The organism is Microbacterium oxydans (genome assembly GCF_006540085.1).
In the GTDB taxonomy this organism is placed as follows: domain Bacteria; phylum Actinomycetota; class Actinomycetes; order Actinomycetales; family Microbacteriaceae; genus Microbacterium; species Microbacterium oxydans.
In genome coordinates this window covers 61,201-82,536 of record NZ_BJOG01000009.1, presented here as the reverse complement: position 1 = coordinate 82,536, position 21,336 = coordinate 61,201, and the positions used below count along the sequence as shown (strand labels likewise).

Annotated in this window: 21 protein-coding genes; 14 read left to right on the top strand and 7 right to left on the bottom strand. The window is 68.5% G+C overall.

All coding sequences use genetic code 11. The features are described from left to right. Complete coding sequence (locus MOX01_RS17000) at positions 1 to 534, bottom strand: adenine phosphoribosyltransferase (protein WP_058631608.1); 534 nt, start codon at positions 532 to 534, stop codon at positions 1 to 3. A gap of 234 nt (positions 535 to 768) precedes the next feature. On the opposite strand from MOX01_RS17000, the gene MOX01_RS16995 reads away from it, so the two are divergent. The 6 genes from MOX01_RS16995 to MOX01_RS16970 all read left to right on the top strand — a co-directional run bounded on the left by MOX01_RS16995 (position 769) and on the right by MOX01_RS16970 (position 7,227). Then, entirely contained in the window at positions 769 to 2,079 is a 1,311-nt protein-coding gene (locus tag MOX01_RS16995; RefSeq protein WP_141370697.1) for an ABC transporter substrate-binding protein, read from the top strand. Between the two features lie 77 nt (positions 2,080 to 2,156). Next, complete coding sequence (locus tag MOX01_RS16990) at positions 2,157 to 3,245, top strand: carbohydrate ABC transporter permease (RefSeq protein WP_141370695.1); 1,089 nt, start codon at positions 2,157 to 2,159, stop codon at positions 3,243 to 3,245. Further along, positions 3,242 to 4,132 carry a carbohydrate ABC transporter permease gene (locus MOX01_RS16985; RefSeq protein WP_046746820.1) on the top strand — a complete coding sequence of 297 codons (891 nt, stop codon included), beginning with the start codon at positions 3,242 to 3,244 and terminating at the stop codon, positions 4,130 to 4,132. Before MOX01_RS16990 ends, MOX01_RS16985 begins: the two co-directional genes overlap by 4 nt. A 5-nt stretch (positions 4,133 to 4,137) precedes the next feature. Next, entirely contained in the window at positions 4,138 to 5,568 is a 1,431-nt protein-coding gene (locus MOX01_RS16980) for a GH1 family beta-glucosidase (protein WP_174799799.1), read from the top strand. 27 nt (positions 5,569 to 5,595) lie between these two features. Then, the gene (locus MOX01_RS16975) at positions 5,596 to 6,132 is read left to right on the top strand and encodes a DUF6578 domain-containing protein (RefSeq protein ID WP_061016971.1); all 537 of its coding nucleotides are present in this window, start codon (positions 5,596 to 5,598) and stop codon (positions 6,130 to 6,132) included. Between the two features lie 99 nt (positions 6,133 to 6,231). Next, positions 6,232 to 7,227: a LacI family DNA-binding transcriptional regulator gene (locus MOX01_RS16970; RefSeq protein ID WP_058631612.1), complete on the top strand. Its 996-nt coding sequence runs from the start codon at positions 6,232 to 6,234 to the stop codon at positions 7,225 to 7,227. Between the two features lie 88 nt (positions 7,228 to 7,315). Here the strand turns inward: MOX01_RS16970 and MOX01_RS16965 are convergent, their stop codons facing one another. Both MOX01_RS16965 and MOX01_RS16960 read right to left on the bottom strand, forming a co-directional pair. Further along, on the bottom strand, positions 7,316 to 8,374 hold the full coding sequence (locus tag MOX01_RS16965; RefSeq protein ID WP_141370693.1) for a hypothetical protein: 1,059 nt from the start codon (positions 8,372 to 8,374) through the stop codon (positions 7,316 to 7,318). Then, positions 8,347 to 9,219, bottom strand: coding sequence for a DUF1266 domain-containing protein (locus tag MOX01_RS16960; RefSeq protein ID WP_061016965.1), 873 nt, complete (start codon positions 9,217 to 9,219; stop codon positions 8,347 to 8,349). The genes MOX01_RS16965 and MOX01_RS16960 overlap by 28 nt, the downstream gene beginning before the upstream one ends. A 124-nt stretch (positions 9,220 to 9,343) precedes the next feature. Here MOX01_RS16960 and MOX01_RS16955 point away from each other — a divergent pair, with 124 nt between their 5' ends. Then, a complete protein-coding gene (locus MOX01_RS16955; RefSeq protein WP_082738499.1) occupies positions 9,344 to 10,030 on the top strand; it encodes a TetR/AcrR family transcriptional regulator in 687 nt (228 codons plus the stop codon). Between the two features lie 69 nt (positions 10,031 to 10,099). Here MOX01_RS16955 and MOX01_RS16950 read toward each other — a convergent pair whose 3' ends face one another. After that, complete coding sequence (locus MOX01_RS16950; protein WP_141370691.1) at positions 10,100 to 10,918, bottom strand: matrixin family metalloprotease; 819 nt, start codon at positions 10,916 to 10,918, stop codon at positions 10,100 to 10,102. Between the two features lie 235 nt (positions 10,919 to 11,153). Next, positions 11,154 to 11,792, bottom strand: a complete 639-nt coding sequence (locus MOX01_RS16945) for a GntR family transcriptional regulator (protein WP_141370689.1) — start codon at positions 11,790 to 11,792, stop codon at positions 11,154 to 11,156. A 173-nt stretch (positions 11,793 to 11,965) separates the two neighbouring features. On the opposite strand from MOX01_RS16945, the gene MOX01_RS16940 reads away from it, so the two are divergent. The 5 genes from MOX01_RS16940 to MOX01_RS16920 are packed head-to-tail and all read left to right on the top strand — an operon-like array spanning position 11,966 to position 18,145. After that, on the top strand, positions 11,966 to 13,243 hold the full coding sequence (locus tag MOX01_RS16940) for an NRAMP family divalent metal transporter (RefSeq protein ID WP_046746828.1): 1,278 nt from the start codon (positions 11,966 to 11,968) through the stop codon (positions 13,241 to 13,243). Between the two features lie 4 nt (positions 13,244 to 13,247). Then, positions 13,248 to 14,012: a LamB/YcsF family protein gene (locus MOX01_RS16935; RefSeq protein WP_058631618.1), complete on the top strand. Its 765-nt coding sequence runs from the start codon at positions 13,248 to 13,250 to the stop codon at positions 14,010 to 14,012. 1 nt (position 14,013) lies between these two features. Then, the gene (locus MOX01_RS16930; RefSeq protein WP_046746830.1) at positions 14,014 to 14,814 is read left to right on the top strand and encodes a putative hydro-lyase; all 801 of its coding nucleotides are present in this window, start codon (positions 14,014 to 14,016) and stop codon (positions 14,812 to 14,814) included. Next, positions 14,814 to 16,418 (top strand): 5-oxoprolinase subunit B/C family protein, encoded by a 1,605-nt coding sequence (locus tag MOX01_RS16925; RefSeq protein WP_061016957.1) that lies wholly within the window; start codon positions 14,814 to 14,816, stop codon positions 16,416 to 16,418. Before MOX01_RS16930 ends, MOX01_RS16925 begins: the two co-directional genes overlap by 1 nt. Beyond that, positions 16,415 to 18,145: an acetyl/propionyl/methylcrotonyl-CoA carboxylase subunit alpha gene (locus MOX01_RS16920; RefSeq protein WP_141370687.1), complete on the top strand. Its 1,731-nt coding sequence runs from the start codon at positions 16,415 to 16,417 to the stop codon at positions 18,143 to 18,145. Before MOX01_RS16925 ends, MOX01_RS16920 begins: the two co-directional genes overlap by 4 nt. Before the next feature lie 73 nt (positions 18,146 to 18,218). On the opposite strand, the gene MOX01_RS16915 is transcribed toward MOX01_RS16920, so the two are convergent. Continuing rightward, positions 18,219 to 19,547: a uracil-xanthine permease family protein gene (locus MOX01_RS16915; protein WP_113681474.1), complete on the bottom strand. Its 1,329-nt coding sequence runs from the start codon at positions 19,545 to 19,547 to the stop codon at positions 18,219 to 18,221. Positions 19,548 to 19,658: 111 nt separating this feature from the next. Here MOX01_RS16915 and MOX01_RS19235 point away from each other — a divergent pair, with 111 nt between their 5' ends. After that, positions 19,659 to 19,922 carry a type II toxin-antitoxin system VapB family antitoxin gene (locus tag MOX01_RS19235; protein WP_170224304.1) on the top strand — a complete coding sequence of 88 codons (264 nt, stop codon included), beginning with the start codon at positions 19,659 to 19,661 and terminating at the stop codon, positions 19,920 to 19,922. Beyond that, positions 19,919 to 20,314, top strand: coding sequence for a type II toxin-antitoxin system VapC family toxin (locus MOX01_RS16905; protein WP_141370683.1), 396 nt, complete (start codon positions 19,919 to 19,921; stop codon positions 20,312 to 20,314). Before MOX01_RS19235 ends, MOX01_RS16905 begins: the two co-directional genes overlap by 4 nt. An 18-nt stretch (positions 20,315 to 20,332) precedes the next feature. On the opposite strand, the gene MOX01_RS16900 is transcribed toward MOX01_RS16905, so the two are convergent. Next, positions 20,333 to 21,211, bottom strand: a complete 879-nt coding sequence (locus MOX01_RS16900) for a phosphoribosylaminoimidazolesuccinocarboxamide synthase (RefSeq protein WP_141370681.1) — start codon at positions 21,209 to 21,211, stop codon at positions 20,333 to 20,335. Positions 21,212 to 21,336 lie beyond the last annotated feature (125 nt).

Genomic DNA, 21,336 nt, shown 5'->3' with positions numbered 1-21,336 from the left:
TCAGGCGGAGTGGAAGACGGTGTGGAGGTCGCCGACCGCTTCGCGGCCGCCGAGGCCGTCGATCTCGAACAGCACGGAGATGCCGATCACGTGGCTGCCGAGGCGCTCGACCAGTTCGCGACCGGCGGCGAGAGTTCCTCCGGTCGCGAGCACATCGTCGATCAGCAGCACCCGCGAGCCGGCGGGCAGGTCGTCGTGCATCTCGATCGTGGCGGTGCCGTACTCGAGCGCATAGTCTACGGACGCCGCGGGCCTGGGCAGCTTGCCGGCCTTGCGGATCGGGATCAGGCCGACGCCTGCGGCGATGGCGGCGGCGCTGGCGAGGATGAAGCCGCGCGCCTCGATGCCCGCGATCACGTCGAACTGTCCGGCGAAGGGCTCGATGATCGCCTCCGTCGTCACGCGGAGGGCCTCGGCATCGGCGAGAAGAGGCGTGATGTCGCGGAAGATGATGCCCGGCTGAGGGTAGTCCGGCACGTTGCGGATCAGGGCTTCGGCACGGACGAGGGCGGGGGAGAGGGTGGCGTCGGGCACTGCCCAAGGGTACCGCCGGTGCGCGACTCCTCAGAAACACCGGCCCCGCTCCCCGCGAGGGGCCCGAGGCGGTGCCAGGAGCGAATTCTTGAGGAGCTGTGCACGGCCCCGGGCCCGCACCGGCGCGGCTTGACACGCGTGGGAGCGCTCCCATAGAGTGACTGCTCAATGCGTGGGAGCGCTCCCACGCGTCCCGAAGCACCACACCGCACGACCACCACAAAGGAGTGAACTGTGAACACACGTGCCCGCCACCGGATCCTCGCGATCGCCGCCGTGGCCTCCGCATCCGCCCTCGCCCTCGCCGGCTGCTCCGGCGACAACGGCGGCAGCGGTGACGCGAACGGCGACGAAGAGGTCACACTGACCGTGACCACGTTCGGAACCTTCGGCTACGAAGACCTCTACAAGGAGTACGAGAAGGCGCACCCGAATGTGAAGATCGAGGCGACGAACATCGACACCGGCGGCAACGCCCGCACCGATGCCTTCACCAAGATCGCTGCCGGCTCCGGTCTCAGCGACGTCGTCGCGATCGAAGAGGGCTGGCTCGGCGCGATCATGGACGTCTCGGACACCTTCGTCGACCTGCGTGACTACGGCATCGAAGACCGCAAGGACGATTGGGTCGACTGGAAGTACGGCCAGGCCACCGACGCCGAGGGCCGCGTGATCGGCTACGGCACCGACATCGGCCCGAGCGGCATCTGCTACAACGGCGCCGCGTTCGAGGCCGCCGGCCTCCCGAGCGACCGCGAGTCGGTGGCCGAGCTGCTGAACGGCGACTGGGCGAACTACTTCAAGGTCGGAGCCGACTACACCGCGAAGACCGGCAAGGCCTGGTACGACCACTCCGGCTTCGTCTGGAACGCCATGGTGAATCAGCTCGACGAGGGCTACTACACGAGCGACGGCAAGCTGAACGTCGAGGACAACACCGAGCTCAAAGAGCGCTTCGAGCAGCTCGGGGCCGCGACCGAGGGCGGCCAGTCGGCCGCGCAGACGGCCTGGGACTGGAACGGCGGCAAGTCGTTCGTCGACGGCACCTTCGCCACCTTCGTCTGCCCGGGCTGGATGCTCGGTGTGGTGCAGGGTCAGGTCGAGGCCGGCGGCGGTGACGCATCGACCGGATGGGACTTCGCCGACGTGTTCCCCGGAGGTGCGGCCAACTGGGGCGGCGCGTTCCTGTCGATCCCGGAGTCGTCGCAGCACAAGGAGGCGGCGGCCGAGCTGGCCGACTGGCTGACCCAGCCCGAGCAGCAGGTGAAGCAGTCCGCTGCGGCGGGCAACTTCCCCTCGACGATCAAGGCGCAGGAGACTCTCGCGGCCGACGCGACGCCGAACGCGTTCTTCAACGACGCTCCCACCGGCGCGATCCTCGCCGAGCGTGCCAAGGGAGTCGTCGCGCAGTTCAAGGGCGCCGACGACTCGGTCATCCAGGAGAACGTCTTCGGGCCGGCGCTCAGCAGCCTCGACCGCGGTGACACCGACACCCAGGGCGCCTGGGACCAGGCCATCGGCCTGCTGAACGACCTCGTCGGCTGATCATCTCCGCTCCGACAGGCTCAGCGACCCCGCAGATCGGGGGGCTGAGCCTGTCGGAGCCCCGGCAAAGGACCCTCATGACTCTCACCGCACCGCCGGCGCAGCAGCAGCGCACCGCATCCGCGACCTCGGACGCCCCGGCGAAACGCTCCTGGCGCCACCGCCTCTCCCGGTTCGACCAGAACGCCTCGCCGTACTTCTACATCTCGCCGTTCTTCCTGCTGTTCGGGCTGGTCGGCCTGTTCCCGCTGCTCTACACGGTCTGGGTGGCCGTGCACGAGTGGGACCTGCTCAAGGGCGAGGGGGAGTTCGTCGGCGTCGGCAACTTCGCCAAGATCCTCGGCGATGCCATGTTCTGGAACTCGATCGGCAACACCCTGAGCATCTTCCTGCTCTCCGCGATCCCCCAGCTCGCGGTCGCTCTGGTGATCGCCTACCTCCTCGACCGCGGGCTGCGCGCCCCGACGTTCTGGCGCATGAGCGTGCTCATCCCGTTCGTGGTCACCCCTGTCGCGGTCGCCATCATCTTCTCGAGCATCTTCAACGAGGCCGACGGCCTGGCCAACAATCTGCTGAACCTCATCGGTATCGCCGACCAGGAGTGGAAGCACAACACTGCGCTGTCGCACATCGCGATCGCGGTCATGGTGAACTTCCGCTGGACGGGTTACAACGCCCTCATCCTGCTCGCCGCGATGCAGGCCGTGCCGCGCGACCTGTACGAGTCCGCCGCCCTCGACGGGGCCGGTGCCGCTCGCCGCTTCTTCTCCATCACGATTCCCACGATCCGTCCCACCCTGATCTTCGTGATCATCACCGCGACGATCGGCGGCTTGCAGATCTTCGCAGAGCCGCGTCTGTTCGACGTGTCGACGGCCGGGGGCATCGGCGGCAGCGACCGCCAGTTCCAGACGACGGTGCTGTTCCTGTGGGAGCTGGCGTTCTTCCGGCGCAACCTGGGTGAAGCGTCGGCGGTCGCGATCCTGCTGTTCCTGCTGATTGTGCTCATCGGCGTGATCAACTTCCTCATCTCCCGACGCATCTCCACCGGGGATGCACCGAAGGGCCGCGCCGCCCGCCGCAGCGCGCGCACCGCCGGCGCGGCTGCGACCGCAGCCGCAGCCGGCACGACGATCGCCATCACGACCGAGGAGAACGCGCGATGACCGCCACGCAGGCGCTGAGCGTCCCCGAGAAGATCCGCCGTCGCCGTGCCGCCACCGGAGGCACGGCCGGCATCGGCAGCCGCCCCGGCTTCCTCACCTATGGCCTCCTCGCTGCCTTCATCATCGGCAGCGTGTATCCGCTGTGGTGGTCGGTCGTGGTCGCGAGCGGCACCAACGCGACGCGCGGGGAGACGCTGCCCCTCATCCCCGGCGGCAACTTCTTCACCAACGCCGCCAAGGTGTTCGACGCGATCCCGTTCTGGCTGGCGCTGGGCAATTCGTTCCTCATCTCGGGCATCATCACCGTCTCGGTGGTCACGTTCTCGACGCTCGCCGGATACGCGTTCGCCAAACTGCGCTTCAAGGGGCGCGACGGACTCATGGTGTTCGTGATCGCGACGATGGCCATCCCGACGCAGCTGGGCATCATCCCGCTGTTCATGCTGATGCGCGAGCTGGGCTGGACCGGCTCGATCGGCGCCGTCATCGTGCCGACTCTCGTCACGGCATTCGGTGTCTTCTTCATGCGCCAGTACCTGGTGGACGTGATCCCCGACGAGCTGATCGAGGCTGCGCGCATGGACGGCGCGAACCAGTTCCGCACGTTCCTGACCGTCGGGCTCCCCGCGGCCCGGCCCGCCATGGCGATCCTCGGCCTCTTCACCTTCATGACGGCGTGGACCGACTACCTGTGGCCGCTGATCGTGCTCTCCCCCCAGAACCCGACCCTGCAGACGGCGCTCAGCCAGCTGCAGTCGGGGTATTACATCGACTACTCGATCGTGCTCGCCGGAGCGGTGCTCGCGACCCTTCCGCTGCTCGTGCTCTTCGTGGTCGCGGGTCGGCAGCTGGTCAGTGGCATCATGGCTGGCGCGGTGAAAGGATGACCCCTATGACCCGCTCCTTCCCCGAGAACTTCCTCTTCGGCGCAGCCACGGCCGCGTACCAGATCGAAGGGGCGGCGTTCGAGGACGGGCGCACCGCATCGATCTGGGATGCGTTCTCGCGTGAGCCGGGCGCCGTGATCGGAGCGGAGAACGGCGACGTCGCGTGCGATCACTACCATCGGTACCCGCAGGATGTCGCGCTCATGAAGCGGCTCGGCCTGCAGACCTACCGGTTCTCCACCTCGTGGTCCCGGGTGCGTCCTGACGGCGGAGCGGTGAACGCCACGGGCGTCGACTTCTACGAGCGCCTGGTCGACGAACTGCTCGCCGCCGACATCCTGCCCTGGCTGACGCTGTACCACTGGGACATGCCGCAGGCGCTGCAGGAGGTCGGGGGATGGACGAACCGCGACACCGTCGACCGCTTCCTGGAGTACGCGGGGACCATGCACGATGCGCTCGGCGACCGGGTGAACGTCTGGACCACGCTGAACGAGCCGTGGTGCTCATCGTTCCTCTCCTACACGGCGGGTGAGCACGCGCCGGGGCACACCAGCATCGCGGAGGGGCTGCTCGCCGCGCACCACCTGCTGCTCGCACACGGCAAGACGGTGCAGGAGCTGCGGGGGCGCGATGCCTCGCTCAATCTCGGCATCACGCTCAACCACACGGTCGCCGATCCTGCCGACCCGCAGAACCCGGCCGACGTCGACGCCGCCCGCCGCGTGGACGGACAGTTCAACCGCTGGTTCCTCGACCCGATCTACCGCGGCAGCTATCCGGCCGACATCGTCGAGGACATCCGTGCGGTGGACGTTGAAGCCGTCGCGACGTTCGAAGCGGCTGTGCACGACGGCGACCTCGATACGATCGCGCAGCCCATCGACACCCAGGGCGTGAACTACTACCACGGCGACTTCGTCTCGGGCACGGCACCGACCGAGGAACCCGTCTCGGCCGAGCCCGACACCGAGCGCGTGCGCCGCAGCCCGTATCCGTCGAGTGAGGGCATCCACGCGGTCGAGCGAGGCCTGCCCCGCACGGCGCAGAACTGGGAGGTGCAGCCCGAGGGGCTCACCCGTGTGCTGCAGCGGGTCTGGACGGAGTACGCCGAGCCCGCGGGAACGGTGCTCTACATGACCGAGAACGGCGCGGCCTACGACGACGTCGTGGTGGTCGAAGACGGCGAGCCACGCGTGCACGATACCGACCGTGCCGAGTTCCTCCGGCTGCACCTGGGTGCCGTGCTCGACGCGGCGGAGGCGGGTGTCGACGTGCGCGGCTACTTCTACTGGTCGCTGTTCGACAACTTCGAGTGGGCCTGGGGCTACGACAAGCGCTTCGGCATCGTGCGCGTCGACTATGACACCCAGGAGCGCACCCTCAAGGACTCCGCCCACGAGTACACCCGCATCATCGCCGCTCGCGCGCTCTGAGCCGGGCGTCGGGGATAGTCTGACGGCATGACGCGTGTGTGGCTCACGCCGTGGGAGTGGGCGTGCTGCGGAGACCCGTTCGAGATCGGCGGCGAGGTCGACTTCGGGATCCGGTCGCGTGATCCGGAGGGTCTGGTCGACGAGCTGGGGGCGGAACTGGCTGGCACCGTCGATGCGCTGGAGTCGCATCACGAAGAGGAGCACGCGGATCGGGTTCGCGGCAGAGTCGTCGCGGTGCATGAGGTCAGTCGGGAGGTGGTCGAGCGCAGGTTCGAGCACTTCGTGGACCCATTCGCCCGGGCCCGGACCGCCGGTAGGCTGCAGCTTCCGAATGGCGTGTCCGCGGGGGCGAGATTCTCGCGGCAAGGGTCCAGCATCGAACGGGTGCCCGGCACGACCCGCCTGTCTCCCGTCGGCGGACTACCGGTCGCGGCCGTCGAGTATCACGGGCCGTCGACCCGACCCGCTGACGCCGAGGATTCGCCGGTCGAGGAGCGGCGACGTCAACGGATCGGTTGGCTCGTCGACGTCGACGAGCTCCAGCCCGCCCCTCGAATCGCGTGAATGGTTCGATCCGCGGTCGAGATGCGACCATTTGCGCGATTCGAAGCGAGATGGCCGCGTGACCGGTGAGAATAGGGCGATGGAAGAGGATGTGCGTTGATGTCGCCCCGAGCGACCATCGAAGAGGTGGCGTCGGCTGCCGGTGTCTCCCGCTCCACCGTGTCGCGGGTCGTGAACGGGTCGACGGCCGTGAGTCCCGAGGCCCTCGCCGCCGTGCGCGCAGCCATCGACGAGCTCAACTACGTGCCCAACCGTGCGGCACGCTCACTCGCGTCGCGTCAGACGCACGCCATCGCGCTGATCGTTCCGGAGGACACCACGCGCTTCTTCGGGGACCCGTTCTTCGCTGCGATCGTCGCGGGCATCACCGGGGCGCTGGGCGGCTCGGACTACCTGCTCAACCTGCTGATCGCGAGCGATGACCCCGGCGACAAGATGACCAGCTTCGTGCGCAACGGCGGAGTCGACGGCGCGCTCATCGTGTCGCACCACACGAGCGATGCGTTCGTCGATCGGATAGCGGATGCGGTGCCCGTCGTGTTCGGCGGACGCCCTGTGCGTCGAAACGAAGGCGACTACGTCGTCGACGTCGACAACGTCGCGGGGGCGAGGAATGCCACCCAGCGATTGATCGACATCGGTCGCACGCGCATCGCCACGATCTCGGGTCCGCTCACGATGGTCGCCTCCGAGGATCGCGTACAGGGCTTCCGGGCCGCTCTCACCGGTGCGGGGCTCACCCCGTACGCGGAGGAAGAGGGCGACTACAGCGAGAGCAGCGGGGCAGAGGCCGCGAGGCGCTTGCTCGACGGGGGCCGACCTGATGCGATCTTCGTCGCGAGCGACCTGATGGCCCGCGGTGCGCTGACAGCCCTGCGCTCGGCCGGACTGCGGGTGCCGGAGGACATCGCGCTGGTCGGCTTCGACGACTCTTCGGTCGCCGTCACGACGGACCCGCCGCTCACCACGATGCGCCAGCCGATGTACGCGCAGGGTGAGGCCATGGCGCGGGTGCTGCTGTCACGTCTCGCGGGCGAGAATCCGCCGACCACGACGATCCTTCCGACCGAGCTGGTCGTCCGCGGCTCCGCCTGAGCGCCGCGCGGCCGTCAACGAGGGGAAGGACACGGCTGCGGCCCTGGCGCCCCCTCCGGGCCAGGCCCACAGCCGTGCGTCTGAGGGCTCAGTCGACGAGCGAACTGAGCAGATCACCGCCGAACAGGGAGAAGGCGGTGATGCCGGCCGAGAGCAGCAGCACCGCGGCGGTGCCGGCCACGGCGAAGACGGAGATCCCGCGACGTCCCAGCCGCTGACCGCGGAGGCCGATCGAGACGCCGGCCCTGGCGGCGAGGCCCCCGGCGTCGTCGCGATACAGCTCGGTGCGTGCGGTGAAGCGCCGGTGGAACTCCTCGGCCAGGGTGACGGCGGCCGCCATGGTCTCGGCCCGATCGAACCGTGTGCGCGACGGCAGGTAGACGTACAGGCGATCGGAGACGAGCTCGATCTCGGCACCGGAACCGAGGTCGAGCACCCGGGCCATCAGGTCGGGGGTGAAGATGTACAGGGCGTCCTGCTGATACCCCTCGGGAACGATGAGACGGAACGTCTTCGCGAAATCCCCCTCCAACTCCATGCGGGCTGCTCCGCGTCCGAGTCCGAGCGTGGGGACGATGCTGTGCTTCCGGTTCGCCAGCACGATGTGCGGGACGGATGCGGGCAGCGGCAGCTCGATGAAGGCGAACGGGCGCTGGATCGTCGCGCGCTCCTGTCCACGCGAGACCGAATGGTGCATGCCCAGCTCGAACGGCATCCGCGCGTCGTCGCAGGCGATGACCGCTCGTTCGCGACCGTGCACGACTCTGGTGAAAGCCGCGCCGGGGCGGCGGGTGCGCTCGAGGAGGTCGGCGTACGCCCAGCCGTTCTGCCACGCGAATGCGGCGATCTTCACCCGACGACTCAGGCCCACCGCCCACCAGAGGAAGCCGACGGCGGCGAGCACCGTGTACCCGATGACGAAGATCCCGAGGATCGGCGCGACCGTGAGGATGTCGCCGCGCCCGAGGAACCACAGCCCTGTCAGCATCGCGACGGCGAACAGCAGCACAGCCACCAGGATCACGAGGAATCGGCGGTGCGGCGGGATCCCGCAGATGCGCTCGTAGGTCAGGATGTCGCGGAGGCCGGCGCTTCGTCGCAGCGGTTCCAGGTCGACGGCTACAGGCTCCATGACAGTGTCGCCCACGGCCCGTTGCGCTTCTCCGTCGCAGCGGCCTTGAAGTCGGACCAGCCGTCTCCGAACTTCTCGAACGACTTCTCGTCGACGTTGCCGTCCGACCAGTGCATGACGCGACCCACGATGTAGCTCAGCCCGAAGTCGGCCCACGACTCGAAGGCCGGGCGGCCGTCGACGTTGATGCGGTGGATGATCGCCCGCGCTTCGTCGACATCGGCGTGCCCGAGCGCGACGCCCCACGTGGCCATCGCCACGGCCTGCCCGATCCCGTAGCCGTCGAGGGTCTTCACGAACAGGTCGGGCGTGACGATGTCCTTGCCGACGCGCTTGCGCACCTGTGCCTCCGCGTACTCGATCGAGGTGACGAAGGTGCGGGCGTCGCGCTTGTCCCCGCCCTCCTGCACGATCGCGGCGAGCCATTCCTTCGCCTTCGGGGCGCGGCCCAGACGCTGAGCGAGTTCGGTGCGCACGGCGAGGTAGAGCACCCACACCTCGCGGCGTCGACGCACGGTGCTGAGGCGCTCGATGTTGGCCAGCCACTCCTCGCGCGTGTGCACACCCCACTGGTCGACGAGGACCTTCTTCTCGCGGTCGCCGAGGAGCGAGGCCGTCGGATCGTTCCAGTGCCCGGAGGGGAGGTTGACGATCTGCAGGAAGCCGAGCGCGATCTCGTCGGCCTCCGCGCCAGTGGTGGAATACTCCGGCGACGCCTTGACCTTCGCGTCGGGGAGGATCCAGGTCACGAGGAAGAACAGCGCGATGACGCCGACGATCGCCCAGGCCCACCACTGACCGACGAGCCACTCGAAGATCGAGGTGATGCTGTTGAAGTCGACGCTCGCGAAAGAGTGCATTGAGGCTCCTGGGAGGGGGTGAATCCGCGCCTGTTCCTAGATTGAACAAACATTCAGTGAGTAATCTATACGGCGGGGGGCGATTCGGAAAGACAGGCCGGCGGGACTCAGGAGGTGGATGCCGATGGCACGCTCCGACGAGCAGAACCGGGTGGCCAGGGAGCGCGCCAGGGAGAACATCCTGCAGGCGGCGATCGAGGCGTTCAGCGAGCGAGGCGTCGCGGGGGCGAGCATCGCCGAGATCACGAAGCGGGCCGGCGTCGCGCAGGGCCTCGTGAACTATCACTTCGGCGGCAAGGAGCAGCTCGTCGCCGCCGTGATCGACCGGTGGTTCGAGACCGTGCTCGGGTTCGCCCGTGTCGAAGGAACGCCGGATGAGATGCTCGCCGCGGTGATCGACGGCGCCCTCACCGCGACGGCGTATGCCATACCCCTGCAGCGGGCCGTGCTCGCGATGCAGCAGCAGCCGGCCACGCATCGGCTCTTCGCGGAGTCGGAGGCGCGGCACGAGGTGGGCGCCACCGCGGCGGAGGACGCGGTCCGCGACCTGTTCCGCGCGCGCGGGGCCGAGGACCCGGCGCTGGAAGAGGTCATGCTGCGCAGCACCATCGAGGGCGTCTTCGTGAAGTCCGCCGTCTTCGGCGAGACCTATCCGCTCGAAGAGGCGCGACGGTGGATGTTCCGTCGATACGGACTGCCGGAGCCCACCGCTCCCATCGCGCCCCCGGCTCCGCTCCGCGACGGCGAACCGCGGCCGCGGGCGACAGCGGCTCTGCGTCCGGATGAAGCTGTGCCGAACCCGCGCCGCTGATGCCGCGGCAGCCAGCGGGGCCCGGTCGAGAACGACCGGGCCCCGCTGTCTCCGGCGGTGCGGAGCGTGTCAGTTGCCGTAGAGGGAGACGACGCCGGCGGTGTCGACGCTCGTCATGGACAGGTCGTCAGAGGAGCCGTTGCACTGCGGGTAGTGCATGATCGACGAGGAGTCGTACGGCGTCAGCGGACGCCAGTTGTTGTCCTCGAAGCAGGTGCCGGCCTCCGGGCGGGTGTGCTCGTGGCGGAAGCCAAGAACGTGGCCGAGCTCATGTCCGAGGACGTTCGTCGGGGTCCAGGATGACCCGGGGGTCCAGATCGAGTCGTCGATGAGCACGTTCTGCAGACGCGGTGCCGTGCTCGGGAAGAACGCCCTGGCGATGTACTGCGTCGTCTGCACCGGCTCGACCGAGAACAGGACGGCGTTGTTACGCGTCGTGCAGTTGGCGTCGGCGCCGCTGTCGTAGATGAAGTTCACCTTCGACGACGCGGCCTCCCACAGCGCGGCGCCGCTCTCCATCGCGTTGACCACGTCGGCGTGACGAGCACCGAAAGCGGTGCTGACGCAGTACGTGAGGTTGCCCACCTGGGTGCTCGACCACTTGTCGTCGATGTTGTTGACCGTGTTCACGATCAGGCCGTTGGTCACGGGGTCGGCGCCGAGGAGCTGCTCGTAGAACGATCGCAGCTCGCCCTGGTTGGAGATCACCTCGTCTCCGTTGACGACGTAGGCGCCGTCGACGTCTCGATAGGTCGACGCCTCGAACTCCTGGAAGGTGGGGATGTCGTCGGCGTCGGGCGTGGAGTTGGCGGCAGCGGGGATGACCGTGCCGAGGCAGAGCGCAGCAGCCGCGGTAGCGGCGAACGCCAGTTTTCTCGTGAGTCGCAAAGTAGTAGTCCTTTTCGATCTGAACGATTCCGCGCACCCCCTCGGTACGCGGCCTCCGGGTGGACAGGGGAGCAGCTCTGCGTCCCGATCCGTCCGAAGTCCGCTCACGGTAAGCACCGCTTTCACGGGATGGCAAGGCATTTCCCGGCACGTTCACAGATTTATGCACTCAGGTCAGAAATACCGAACACTGTTCTGGTCGAAGGTGCTGCCAGGAGCCGCGAGAGGTCAGGGGTCAGGCATGACCCATGCGGGCGAAGGCGCCGAGCACGCTCCGTTCGGATGCCGTGAGGTATCGCTCCAGCTCTTCCGCGGCCGCCTCGGGACCCCTCTCGAGGAGGGCTGTGAGCACCGCACGGTTCCGACGGACGAATGGCTCATGCAGGGACCGCGGCTCGTCGATCTCGAGGAAGACGAGCCGCAGTTCGGCGGCGACGTCGCGGTAGGTGCGGGCCAGGCGCGCGCTGTCGGCGAGGGCGACGATCGCATCATGGAAGGCCATGTTGGCGCTGCCGATGCGCCGCCAGTCCTCGTGCGGCAGCTGCTCTTCGGCCTCGGCGAGGGCGTCGCGCATGAGCTGTACGGCGGGGTGCTCCGGCTCCGACTGGCGCAGGGCCGTGCATTCGATCACGCGGCGGGCGCGGTAGATGTCGATCACGTCGGCGATGGTGGGGGAGGCCACCGAGACTCCACGGTGCGGGATGTGCTCGACGAGGCCCTGCTCCGCGAGGACGCGGAACGCTTCGCGAAGGGTGTTGCGCGAGACGTCGAACTGCTCGGCGAGGGCAGACTCCGAAAGGCGGGACCCCGGCGCGAAGTCGCCGTCGATGATGCGCTGACGGAGCACGTCGGCGAGCGGACCCTGCTGGTTCATGCCTTCATCGTAGGCGTCGGTTCACGGGGGTCGTCGCCGATCGGGTGCCGGAAATCACACGACGGCAACCGTTCTGTAGCGCGGCCGTAACATGATTGTTGAACAATCGGGTTCTATCCGTTCTACACTGGGGGTCACCCGACACCCACCAACGACGATGGGAATCCCCCTCCATGTCTGAGCAGACCACCGCCTCCCTCTCGCCGGAAGACGAAGCCCGCCTCTCCTCCGCGAAGAAGCGCGCCGGGCGCAGCGCCGTCATCGGCGCGATCTTCCTCATGGCCACCAGTGCCATCGGTCCCGGCTTCATCACGCAGACCGCCACGTTCACGGCGACGATGGGCGCGGCGTTCGCGTTCGCGATCCTCGTCTCGATCCTCGTCGACATCGCGGTGCAGCTGAACATCTGGCGCATGATCACCTCTTCCGGAAAGCGCGCGGGTGAACTCGCCAACAGCGCCATCCCGTTCTCCGGGCATCTGATCGCGGTGCTCGTCGTGATCGGCGGGCTGGCCTTCAACATCGGGAACATCGCCGGTGGAGGTCTCGGCCTGAACGCGCTGCTCGGCATCGACGCGAAGCTCGGCGGGATCATCACCGCAGTCCTCGCGATCATCATCTTCCTCGTGAAGAAGGCCGGCCCCGTGATGGACGTCGTGCTCGTGGTGCTCGGCATCGGCATGATCGTCATGACCGTGGTCGTGGCCGTGATCGCGCAGCCGCCGATCGGCGAGGCGCTGCGTCAGACCTTCGTGCCCGATGAGCTCAACTTCGCCACCATCACCACGATCGTCGGCGGAACCGTCGGCGGATACATCACCTACTCCGGCGCCCACCGCTACCTCGACTCGGGTCACACGGGTCCGGAGCACGCCGGCCCCGTGATGCGCGCGGCGACCAACGGCATCCTCGTGACGGGCATCATGCGCTACGTGCTGTTCCTCGCGATCCTCGGCGTCGTGGCCTCCGGCGTCACCCTCGACCTCTCCGGGCAGGGTGCGAACCCGGCCGGTCAGGCGTTCGGCGCGGTGCTCGGCGACGCAGGCCTGCGCATCTTCGGTGCGATCTTCTGGGCCGCGGCGATCAGCTCGGTCATCGGCGCCGCGTACACCTCTGCGACCTTCCTCTCCACGTTCACGAAGAAGCTCAAGGGCGGATGGCCGCTGCAGCTCGCGACCGTCGCGTTCATCGTCGTGTCTCTGGCGGTGTACCTGTCGATCGGCACGGCCCCGGCTGCGATCCTCGTCTTCGTCGGCGGCTTCAACGGCCTGATCCTGCCGATCGGACTCACGGTGTTCATGTACATCGGCTGGTTCCGGCGCGATCTGCTCGGCTCGAAGAAGTACCCGATGTGGCTGCTCGTCGCCGGTACGCTCGTGACGCTGCTCACCTGGTACATGGGGATCGTGTCGATCGGTCCCATCTTCGCCTTCCTCGGAATCGGAGCGTGATCGCATGACGTCGATCGACCTGAACTCGGACCTCGGCGAGAACGTCGCCGACCGGATCGTCAGCGACGACGAGAGCATGCTGCGGCTGGTCACGAGCGCGAACGTGTCGTGCGGCTTCCACGCCGGGAGCCCGGAGGGCATCCGAGAGACGCTCGCGGCCGCGGTGCAGGGCGGCGTCGTGATCGGTGCGCACCCCGGCTACCGTGACTACGAGAACTTCGGACGGACGAAGGTCGACATCGACTCGGCCGCGCTGCAGGCGCACGTCGAGTACCAGCTCGGTGCGCTCATGGGTCTGGCCTCGGCGGTCGGCGGCAGGGTGTCGTACGTCAAGCCTCACGGCGCGCTGTACAACACGATCGCGCGTGACGAACGGCAGGCGAAGGATGTCGTCGCGGCCATCAGGGCGATCGACCCGAAGCTCGTGCTGCTGGGGCTCTCCGGTGGTGTCGTGCTCGACGTCGCCCAGCGGGCAGGACTCGAGGTCGCGGCCGAGGCCTTCGCCGATCGCGCCTATCAGCCGGACGGCCAGCTCGTCTCCCGCGCCGAGGAGGGGGCCGTGCTGCACGACCCCGCCGAAGTCGCCGAGCGCATGGTGCGCCTCGCCGCCGACGGCGTGATCCGCGCGATCGACGGCACCGATGTACCCGTGGTCGCGCAGTCGATCTGCGTGCACGGCGACAGTCCCGGCTCGGTGGCGATGGCGGCGGAGACCAGACGGATGCTGCAGGATGCGGGCATCACGATCGCCCCGTTCGCGGGAGCCTGACGTGTCCGTCCTCGCCTCCGCCGCTCAGCTCGCCGATGCTCGCAGAGCGCGGGCCGCCATCCGTGCCGGGCATGCCGAGCCGACCAGTGGCGTCGCGGTCGGGCTGACGCAGGCGAACCTGATCGCGGTGCCGGCCGACTGGGCTTTCGAGACGCTGCTGTTCGCCCAGCGCAACCCGAAGCCGTGCCCCGTGCTGGAGGTCATCGAGCAGGGTCAGGTGGAGTCTCGGCTCGCGCCCGGCAGCGACATCCGCACCGACATCGGCCGGTATCGCGTCTGGCGCGACGGCGAGCTGGCGGAGGAGGTCGGCGACGCGAGAGCGGCCTGGGCCGAGCACCCTGATCTGGTCGCCTTCCTCATCGGATGCAGCTTCACCTTCGAATCCGGGCTCGTGCAGGCCGGCATCCCGATCCGGCATCAGGAGCTCGGACGCAACGTGCCGATGTACCGCACCGATGCGGCGTGCGCTCCCGCGGGACGACTGCGCGGCGAGATGGTCGTGTCGATGCGCCCCATCCCCGCGTCCCGGGTGGCGGACGCGGTGCAGATCTCCGGGCGGACTCCCGCTGTGCACGGTGCTCCCGTCCACATCGGCGACCCGGCCTCGCTCGGCATCGACGACCTGGCGCATCCGGACTTCGGTGACGCCCCCGAGGTGCGCGACGGCGAGGTCCCGGTGTTCTGGGCGTGCGGTGTCACTCCGCAGGCGGCGATCATGGCCTCGAAGCCGCCGTTCGCCATCACGCACGCTCCGGGCTACATGTTCATCACCGATGTTCCCGATGCGGAGTATCTCGTCTGATGCGCATCCTCACCGCATCCGATCACGCCCTGCTCGTCGAGGCGGCCGACCTCGACGAGGCGATGCGCCTGAACCTCGCCTGGGACGGACTGCCCGGAGTCCTCGAGCGCATCCCCGGCGCCAGGACCGTCCTGGTGCGTTTCGACCCCGTCCGCATCTCCGCGGATGATCTGAGCACCGTGCTGGAGGCGACGGAGGTCGATGCGGCGCACCTCCCGGCGACCGGCGATGCCGTCATCCCCGTGCGGTACGACGGTGAAGACCTCGACGAGGCGGCGTCGCTGCTGGGCGTGTCGGCGGAAGCGCTCGTCAACAGGCATCTCGCTGCCGATTGGCGGGTCGCGTTCTCCGGGTTCGCCCCCGGCTTCGGGTACGTGGTGAGCAGCGATCCGCTGTTCGATGTGCCGCGCCGCTCGTCGCCGCGTACGCGCGTGCCCGCCGGCTCGGTCGCGCTCGCCGGACAGTTCACCGGAGTGTACCCCCGCGAGAGCCCGGGCGGATGGCAGCTGATCGGTCGCACGGATGCCGTGATGTGGGACATCGACCGCACGCCGCCTGCGCTGCTGGCGCCCGGCGCGACCGTGCGCTTCAAGCCCGTGCGGGAAACCGCTCGGCTGGCAGATGGTCATCCAGGCCGAAACGGAGATGACCCGGCGCGGCCTGGGCGCGTCGCGGCGCAACACGCGGCGTCGGCTGCGGACGGTCTGGGTTTCGGCACTGATGCCGCGGTCGAGGTGGTCCGCCCGTCGCTGCAGCTGCTGGTGCAGGATGGGGGTCGCCCCGGCTATGCGGCGCTCGGGGTCTCGGCATCGGGGGCGGCCGACCGTCGGGCGATGCGCGATGCCAACCGGGCTGTGGGCAACGCGACCGATGCCGCGGTGCTTGAGAGCGTCGGGGGAACGGTCCTGCGGTTCCGGGGTGCCGGTGTCGCGGCGGTCACCGGTGCTCTCGGTGCGCTCACCCTGCAGGACGCCGAGGGGCGCGAGCGCTCTGTCGCACACGGTGAACCCTTCGCCACGGTCGACGGCGATCACCTCACTCTCGGGCACCCCGAACGCGGACTGCGCTACGTCGTCGCCGTCCGTGGGGGCCTGGACGCGGCGCCGGCGCTGGGAAGTCGCGCGGCGGACACGCTCGCCGGTCTCGGCCCGGAAAGGCTCGGAGCCGGTGCCGTCATCCGGGTCGGCGACGCCGGCGTGCATCCCGTCGAGCCCGATGCCCTTCCGCGCGATCTGCCGGCCCCCGGCGAACTCATCGAGCTCGAGATCACGCTCGGTCCGCGCGACGACTGGTTCACGGCGTCGGCACTCGCCACCCTCACCGACCAGGAGTGGACGGTCACGCCACGGTCCGATCGCGTCGGCATCCGCCTGCACGGTGAGGTGCCTCTGGAACGTGCGCGCGTGGGCGAACTCGCGAGCGAGGGTGCCGTCACCGGTGCGATCCAGGTGCCGCCCGACGGACAGCCGGTCCTGTTCCTCCCCGACCATCCGCTCACCGGGGGATACCCCATCATCGGTGCGCTCACGGATCGCAGCCTCGACCTCGCGGGTCAGCTGGCTCCGGGAGTGCGTCTTCGTCTCACCGTCAAGGAGCCCTCATGACCACGGCGTCACCCACGCAGAAGGTGCTGATCGCGAATCGCGGAGAGATCGCGGTTCGTGTGATCCGTGCCTGCGCTGAAGCCGGATACACCTCGGTCGCGGTCTATGCGGATCAGGATGCCGATGCCCTGCACGTGCGCCTGGCCGACGAGGCCGTGGGGCTGGGCGGCTCCACGGCGGCCGAGACGTACCTGTCCGTCGACGCGCTGCTCGCGGCCGCGCGGCGGTCAGGGGCGACTGCCGTGCACCCCGGATACGGATTCCTGTCGGAGAGCGCGGGCTTCGCCCGTGCCGTGGAGGATGCGGGGCTGGTCTGGATCGGACCGACCCCCGAGAGCATCGACGCGCTCGGCGACAAGATGACGGCCCGCCGCATCGCCCAGCAGGTCGGCGCACCGCTCGCCGCCGGCACCGACGAGCCTCTGGCAGGGCCCGCGGAGGCGGTGGCGTTCGCCGAGGAACATGGCCTCCCGATCGCGATCAAGGCCGCGTTCGGCGGCGGCGGACGCGGGCTCAAGGTGGTGCGTGAGCTTTCCGAGGTCGCGGGGGCCTTCGACGCGGCCACTCGCGAGGCGGTCGCGGCTTTCGGCCGAGGAGAGTGCTTCGTGGAGCGCTTCCTCGAGAGCCCGCGCCACATCGAGGTGCAGGTGCTCGGCGACGGACTCGGCGGTGTCGTGGTGGTCGGCGACCGCGACTGCTCGATGCAGCGCCGCAATCAGAAGCTGATCGAGGAGGCGCCTGCTCCCGGGCTCTCCGTCGAGCAGCGTGCGCGGTTCCACGATGCAGCGCGCTCGATCTGCGGTGAGGTGCAGTACCGCGGGGCGGGCACCGTTGAGTTCCTGCTCGCCGCCGACGGCACCATCTCGTTCCTCGAGGTGAACACCCGACTGCAGGTGGAGCATCCGGTCACCGAAGAGGTCACCGGAACCGACCTCGTGTGCGAGCAGTTCCGCATCGCCTTCGGGGAGGGACCGTCGTTCGTCGAGACGCCCACACCCGTCGGGCATGCCTTCGAGTTCCGCATCAACGCCGAAGACCCCGGCCGTGGCTTCCTTCCCAGCCCCGGTCGCGTCGACCGTCTGCGCATCCCCGGCGGACCCGGTGTGCGGTGGGACAGCGGTATCGAGGAGGGCGACGTCGTGCAATCGGCCTTCGACTCGATGATCGCCAAGCTGATCGTGCATGCCGACTCCCGCGATGCCGCCATCGTGCGTGCGCGGCGGGCACTGCGGGAGCTCACCGTGGATGGGCCGGCCACCGTCATCCCGTTCGACGTGATGGCGCTCGACGAGCAGGCGTTCGCCACGGCGACCTTCGCGGTGCACACCCAGTGGATCGAGAAGGCGCTGCTGCCGAAGCTCGAGACTCAGTCGCGACCGGCAGCGGTGCCGGAGTCCGTGCTGCAGCGCTTCCCGGTCGAGATCGACGGTCGACGTGTGATGCTCGGGATCCCTGCCGGATTGTTGTCGGGCCTCGGTCATCCCGTCGACCCTGCGGCCGCAGCACCCACGACCGATCCGAGTGAGCTGCGCTCGCCGGTTCCCGGCACTCTCGTGCGGTGGCTCGTCGACGACGGCGCCGAGGTCACGGAGGGCGAACCCGTCGCGGTGCTCGACGCCATGAAGATGGAGACCACGGTGAACGCGCACCGGACCGGGACCCTGTCCCATCGTGCCGAGGTCGCGGAGATGGTGTCGGCCGATCAGGTTTTCGGGCTCATCGGCTGAGCGCTCCACGGCGAACGCAGCGATCCCGGATGCCTCAGGAGGGGCATCCGGGATCGTCGTCTGTGGGACCGGCTTACTCGGGATCGCCGCCGAGCGGGCCGACGGCCTCCAAGGGCTTGGGGTCGTCGGCGCCTGTCTTGCGCAGGCGGGCGATGAGGTTGCCCAGGTGGTAGATCAGGATCGCAGCGACGGTGGCGATGACGATGCCGCCCAACTCGAAGCCGGATGCCTCGTCCTTGATCATGAAGCCTCCGACGGCCATGATCAGCGCGACGGCTGCCGTGTACTGGTTGACCGGGCGCGAGAAGTCGACCCGGTTGTCGACCCAGATCTTGATGCCGATGACGCCGATCAGGCCGTAGAGCGCCGTGGTCACGCCGCCGAGCACTCCCGCGGGCACCGAGTTGATGACCTCGCCGAACTTGGGGGAGAGGCTGAGGAGGATCGCGGCCGCGCCGGCCACCCAGTACGCGGCGGTCGAGTAGACGCGGGTGGATGCCATCACGCCGATGTTCTCGCCGTAGGTCGTCGTGCCCGAACCGCCGAAGAATCCCGCGAGCGTGGTGGAGACGCCGTCTGCGATCAGGGCCTTGCCGGTCTGCTGGTTCACGGTCGTGTCACCCGTCATGGTCGCGACGCCGCGCACGTGTCCGACGTTCTCGGCGATCAGGACCAGGACCACGGGAAGGAACATCGCGAGCGCGGTGAGGGTGCCGGGCTCGGTGAAGTTCGGGAAGTGGAAGGTGGGAAGGCCCACCCAGTCGGCCTTCTCGACGGCCGAGAAGTCGAGCTCTCCCCGGAACGCCGCGAAGATGTAGCCGGCGATCACGCCGAGGAAGATCGAGATGCGGCCCAGGAATCCGCGGAAGACGACGGCGAAGAGGATGGTGATGGCGAGCGTGAACGTCGCCGTCACGGGCGCTGCCGCGTAGTTGTTGTGCGCGGCACCGGCGAGGTTGAACCCGATGAGGGCGACGATCGTGCCGGCGAGGACCGGCGGCAGGAAGCGGTCGACCCACTTCACCCCGACCGTGTGCACCACGACCCCGATGATCGCCAGCAGTACGCCGACCGCGACGATCCCGGCCAGGGCCGTGCCCATGTTCGCGGAGGCGGTGGCGGCGGTCACGGGCGCGATGAAGGCGAACGACGAACCGAGGTAGCTGGGCAGCTTGTTGCGTGTGACCAGCAGGAACAGGATCGTTCCTACACCGCTGAAGAGAAGCGTGGTGGCGACCGGGAACCCGGTGATGATCGGCACCAGGAACGTGGCCCCGAACATCGCCACGACATGCTGGAGTCCGATCGCGATCGTCGCGGGCCAGTTCAGGCGCTCGTCGGGACGGACGACGGCGCCGGGCTCGACCGTGCGGCCGTTTCCGTGCAGCTTCCACAGGGCCATGCGGGCTCCTCAGGTTCGGGGGATGGCAGGAGTGCCGGAGCAACACTACCGATTCCTGAGTTTTCACTGAACGTCTTCTACCATGGTAGACGGCGAGGTAGAATGGTAGACATGAGCCTGAACATCAAGAACGAGACGACGCATGAGCTGGTGCGCCGGCTCGCGGCGCTCACCGGGCAGAGTCAGACCAGTGCGGTGGAAGATGCCGTTCGGCGGCGCCTCGCCGAGTTGGAGGAGCAGCGCTCGGGCGAAGAAGAGGAGCGCCGTCGCCGTATCCGTGCGGTGATCCGCCGGGCGCAGCAGATTCCCTCCCCCGGACGCACGACCGAGGAGATCATGGACGAGCTCTACGACGAGACGGGTATGCCGCGTTGATCGTCGATTCCTCGGCCCTCGTGGCTGTCTTGATGGCTGAGCCCGAAGCTGCCGAGATGAGCGAACTGTTGGAGGAGGGTCCCTTCTCACTGTCCGCGGCCACGCTCACGGAGTGCATGATCGTGCTCCGCGGCAAGGGAGGCGAGGCGAAGGTGCTCGCGCTGGACGAGCTTTTGGAAGCGACGGGTGCGACCGTCGTTCCGCTCGACGAGGCCCAGGCGCGTCTGGCGGCCAGGGCGTTCGTCAGATTCGGACGCGGTTCCGGGAGCGCGGCTCGGCTGAACTACGGCGACTGCTTCTCTTATGCGCTCGCGATCAGTCGCGACGAGCCTCTGCTCTTCAAGGGTGACGACTTCATCCACACAGACGTGCGCCGGGTGGAGCTGAGCTGAGTCGTCAGGCCTGAAGCGTCAGGCGCCGAGGCGCTCGATCAGCTCGCGGTAGCGGTCGGCGGTGCGCTCGACCACGTCGTCCGGGAGCAGGGGTGGCTCGCCCTCCTGGTCCCAGTTGGCGGCGAGCCAGTCGCGCACGATCTGCTTGTCGAAGCTCGCCATCCGCGCGCTCGGTGTGGTGCCGGTGCGCCAGGCCTCGGCATCCCAGTAGCGGGACGAATCGCTCGTGAGCACCTCGTCGGCCAGGCGCAGCGTGCCGTCGGCGTCCGTGCCGAACTCGAACTTGGTGTCGGCGAGGATCAGACCCTTCTCCTCGGCGATGGCGGCCGCAGCCGTGTAGATGGCAAGGGAGGTGTCGCGCAGCTCGGCCGCGCGGTCGGCGCCGACGAGCTCGACCGCGCGCTCGAACGTGATGTTCTCATCGTGTTCGCCCATCGGGGCCTTGTATGCCGGAGTGAAGAGAGGTTCGGGCAGTCGGTCGCCGTTCTGCAGGCCGGCCGGCAGCGGGATGCCGCACACCGTCCCGCTCTCCCGATACTCCGCCCATCCGGAACCGGTGATGTAACCGCGTACGACGCACTCGATCGGCAGCATCTCGAGCGACTGGGCGAGCATCGCGCGATCCGCCACGGCCTCTGGCAGCTCGCCCTCGGCGATGTGGTTGGGGAAGTCGGAGAGCTGCGCGAACCACCAGCGGCTCAGTCGCGTCAGCAGGGCGCCCTTGTCGGTGATACCGGGGGAGAGGACGAAGTCGAAGGCGCTCACCCGGTCGGAGGCGACGACGAGGATGCGCGTATCCGCCGGATCCTCGGAGGCGTACAGGTCGCGGACCTTGCCCGAGTAGATGTGCCGCCAGCCGGGAATGCTCTGTGCCGTGCCTTCTGAAGGTGTGCTCACCCGCCCATTATCCCGGTTCCCTCGCGATGCACTCACTCGCGCTCCTTCGCGACCCATGCTCCGCGCCGACACCCATCCCCGCACACGCCGGGGGGCGTGGGTCTCGACGGAGAGCATGGGCCTCG

Excerpts from the sequence above, each read along its gene's own strand:
- MOX01_RS16960 (WP_061016965.1), bottom strand. The coding sequence starts at position 9,219 with ATGCACTCTTTCGCGAGCGTCGACTTCAACAGCATCACCTCGATCTTC.
- MOX01_RS16935 (WP_058631618.1), top strand. The coding sequence starts at position 13,248 with ATGACGTCGATCGACCTGAACTCGGACCTCGGCGAGAACGTCGCCGAC.
- MOX01_RS16970 (WP_058631612.1), top strand. The coding sequence starts at position 6,232 with ATGTCGCCCCGAGCGACCATCGAAGAGGTGGCGTCGGCTGCCGGTGTC.
- MOX01_RS16985 (WP_046746820.1), top strand. The coding sequence starts at position 3,242 with ATGACCGCCACGCAGGCGCTGAGCGTCCCCGAGAAGATCCGCCGTCGC.
- MOX01_RS16975 (WP_061016971.1), top strand. The coding sequence starts at position 5,596 with ATGACGCGTGTGTGGCTCACGCCGTGGGAGTGGGCGTGCTGCGGAGAC.
- MOX01_RS16925 (WP_061016957.1), top strand. The coding sequence starts at position 14,814 with ATGCGCATCCTCACCGCATCCGATCACGCCCTGCTCGTCGAGGCGGCC.
- MOX01_RS16920 (WP_141370687.1), top strand. The coding sequence starts at position 16,415 with ATGACCACGGCGTCACCCACGCAGAAGGTGCTGATCGCGAATCGCGGA.
- MOX01_RS16980 (WP_174799799.1), top strand. The coding sequence starts at position 4,138 with ATGACCCGCTCCTTCCCCGAGAACTTCCTCTTCGGCGCAGCCACGGCC.
- MOX01_RS16915 (WP_113681474.1), bottom strand. The coding sequence starts at position 19,547 with ATGGCCCTGTGGAAGCTGCACGGAAACGGCCGCACGGTCGAGCCCGGC.
- MOX01_RS16945 (WP_141370689.1), bottom strand. The coding sequence starts at position 11,792 with ATGAACCAGCAGGGTCCGCTCGCCGACGTGCTCCGTCAGCGCATCATC.
- MOX01_RS16990 (WP_141370695.1), top strand. The coding sequence starts at position 2,157 with ATGACTCTCACCGCACCGCCGGCGCAGCAGCAGCGCACCGCATCCGCG.
- MOX01_RS16955 (WP_082738499.1), top strand. The coding sequence starts at position 9,344 with ATGGCACGCTCCGACGAGCAGAACCGGGTGGCCAGGGAGCGCGCCAGG.
- MOX01_RS19235 (WP_170224304.1), top strand. The coding sequence starts at position 19,659 with ATGAGCCTGAACATCAAGAACGAGACGACGCATGAGCTGGTGCGCCGG.
- MOX01_RS16940 (WP_046746828.1), top strand. The coding sequence starts at position 11,966 with ATGTCTGAGCAGACCACCGCCTCCCTCTCGCCGGAAGACGAAGCCCGC.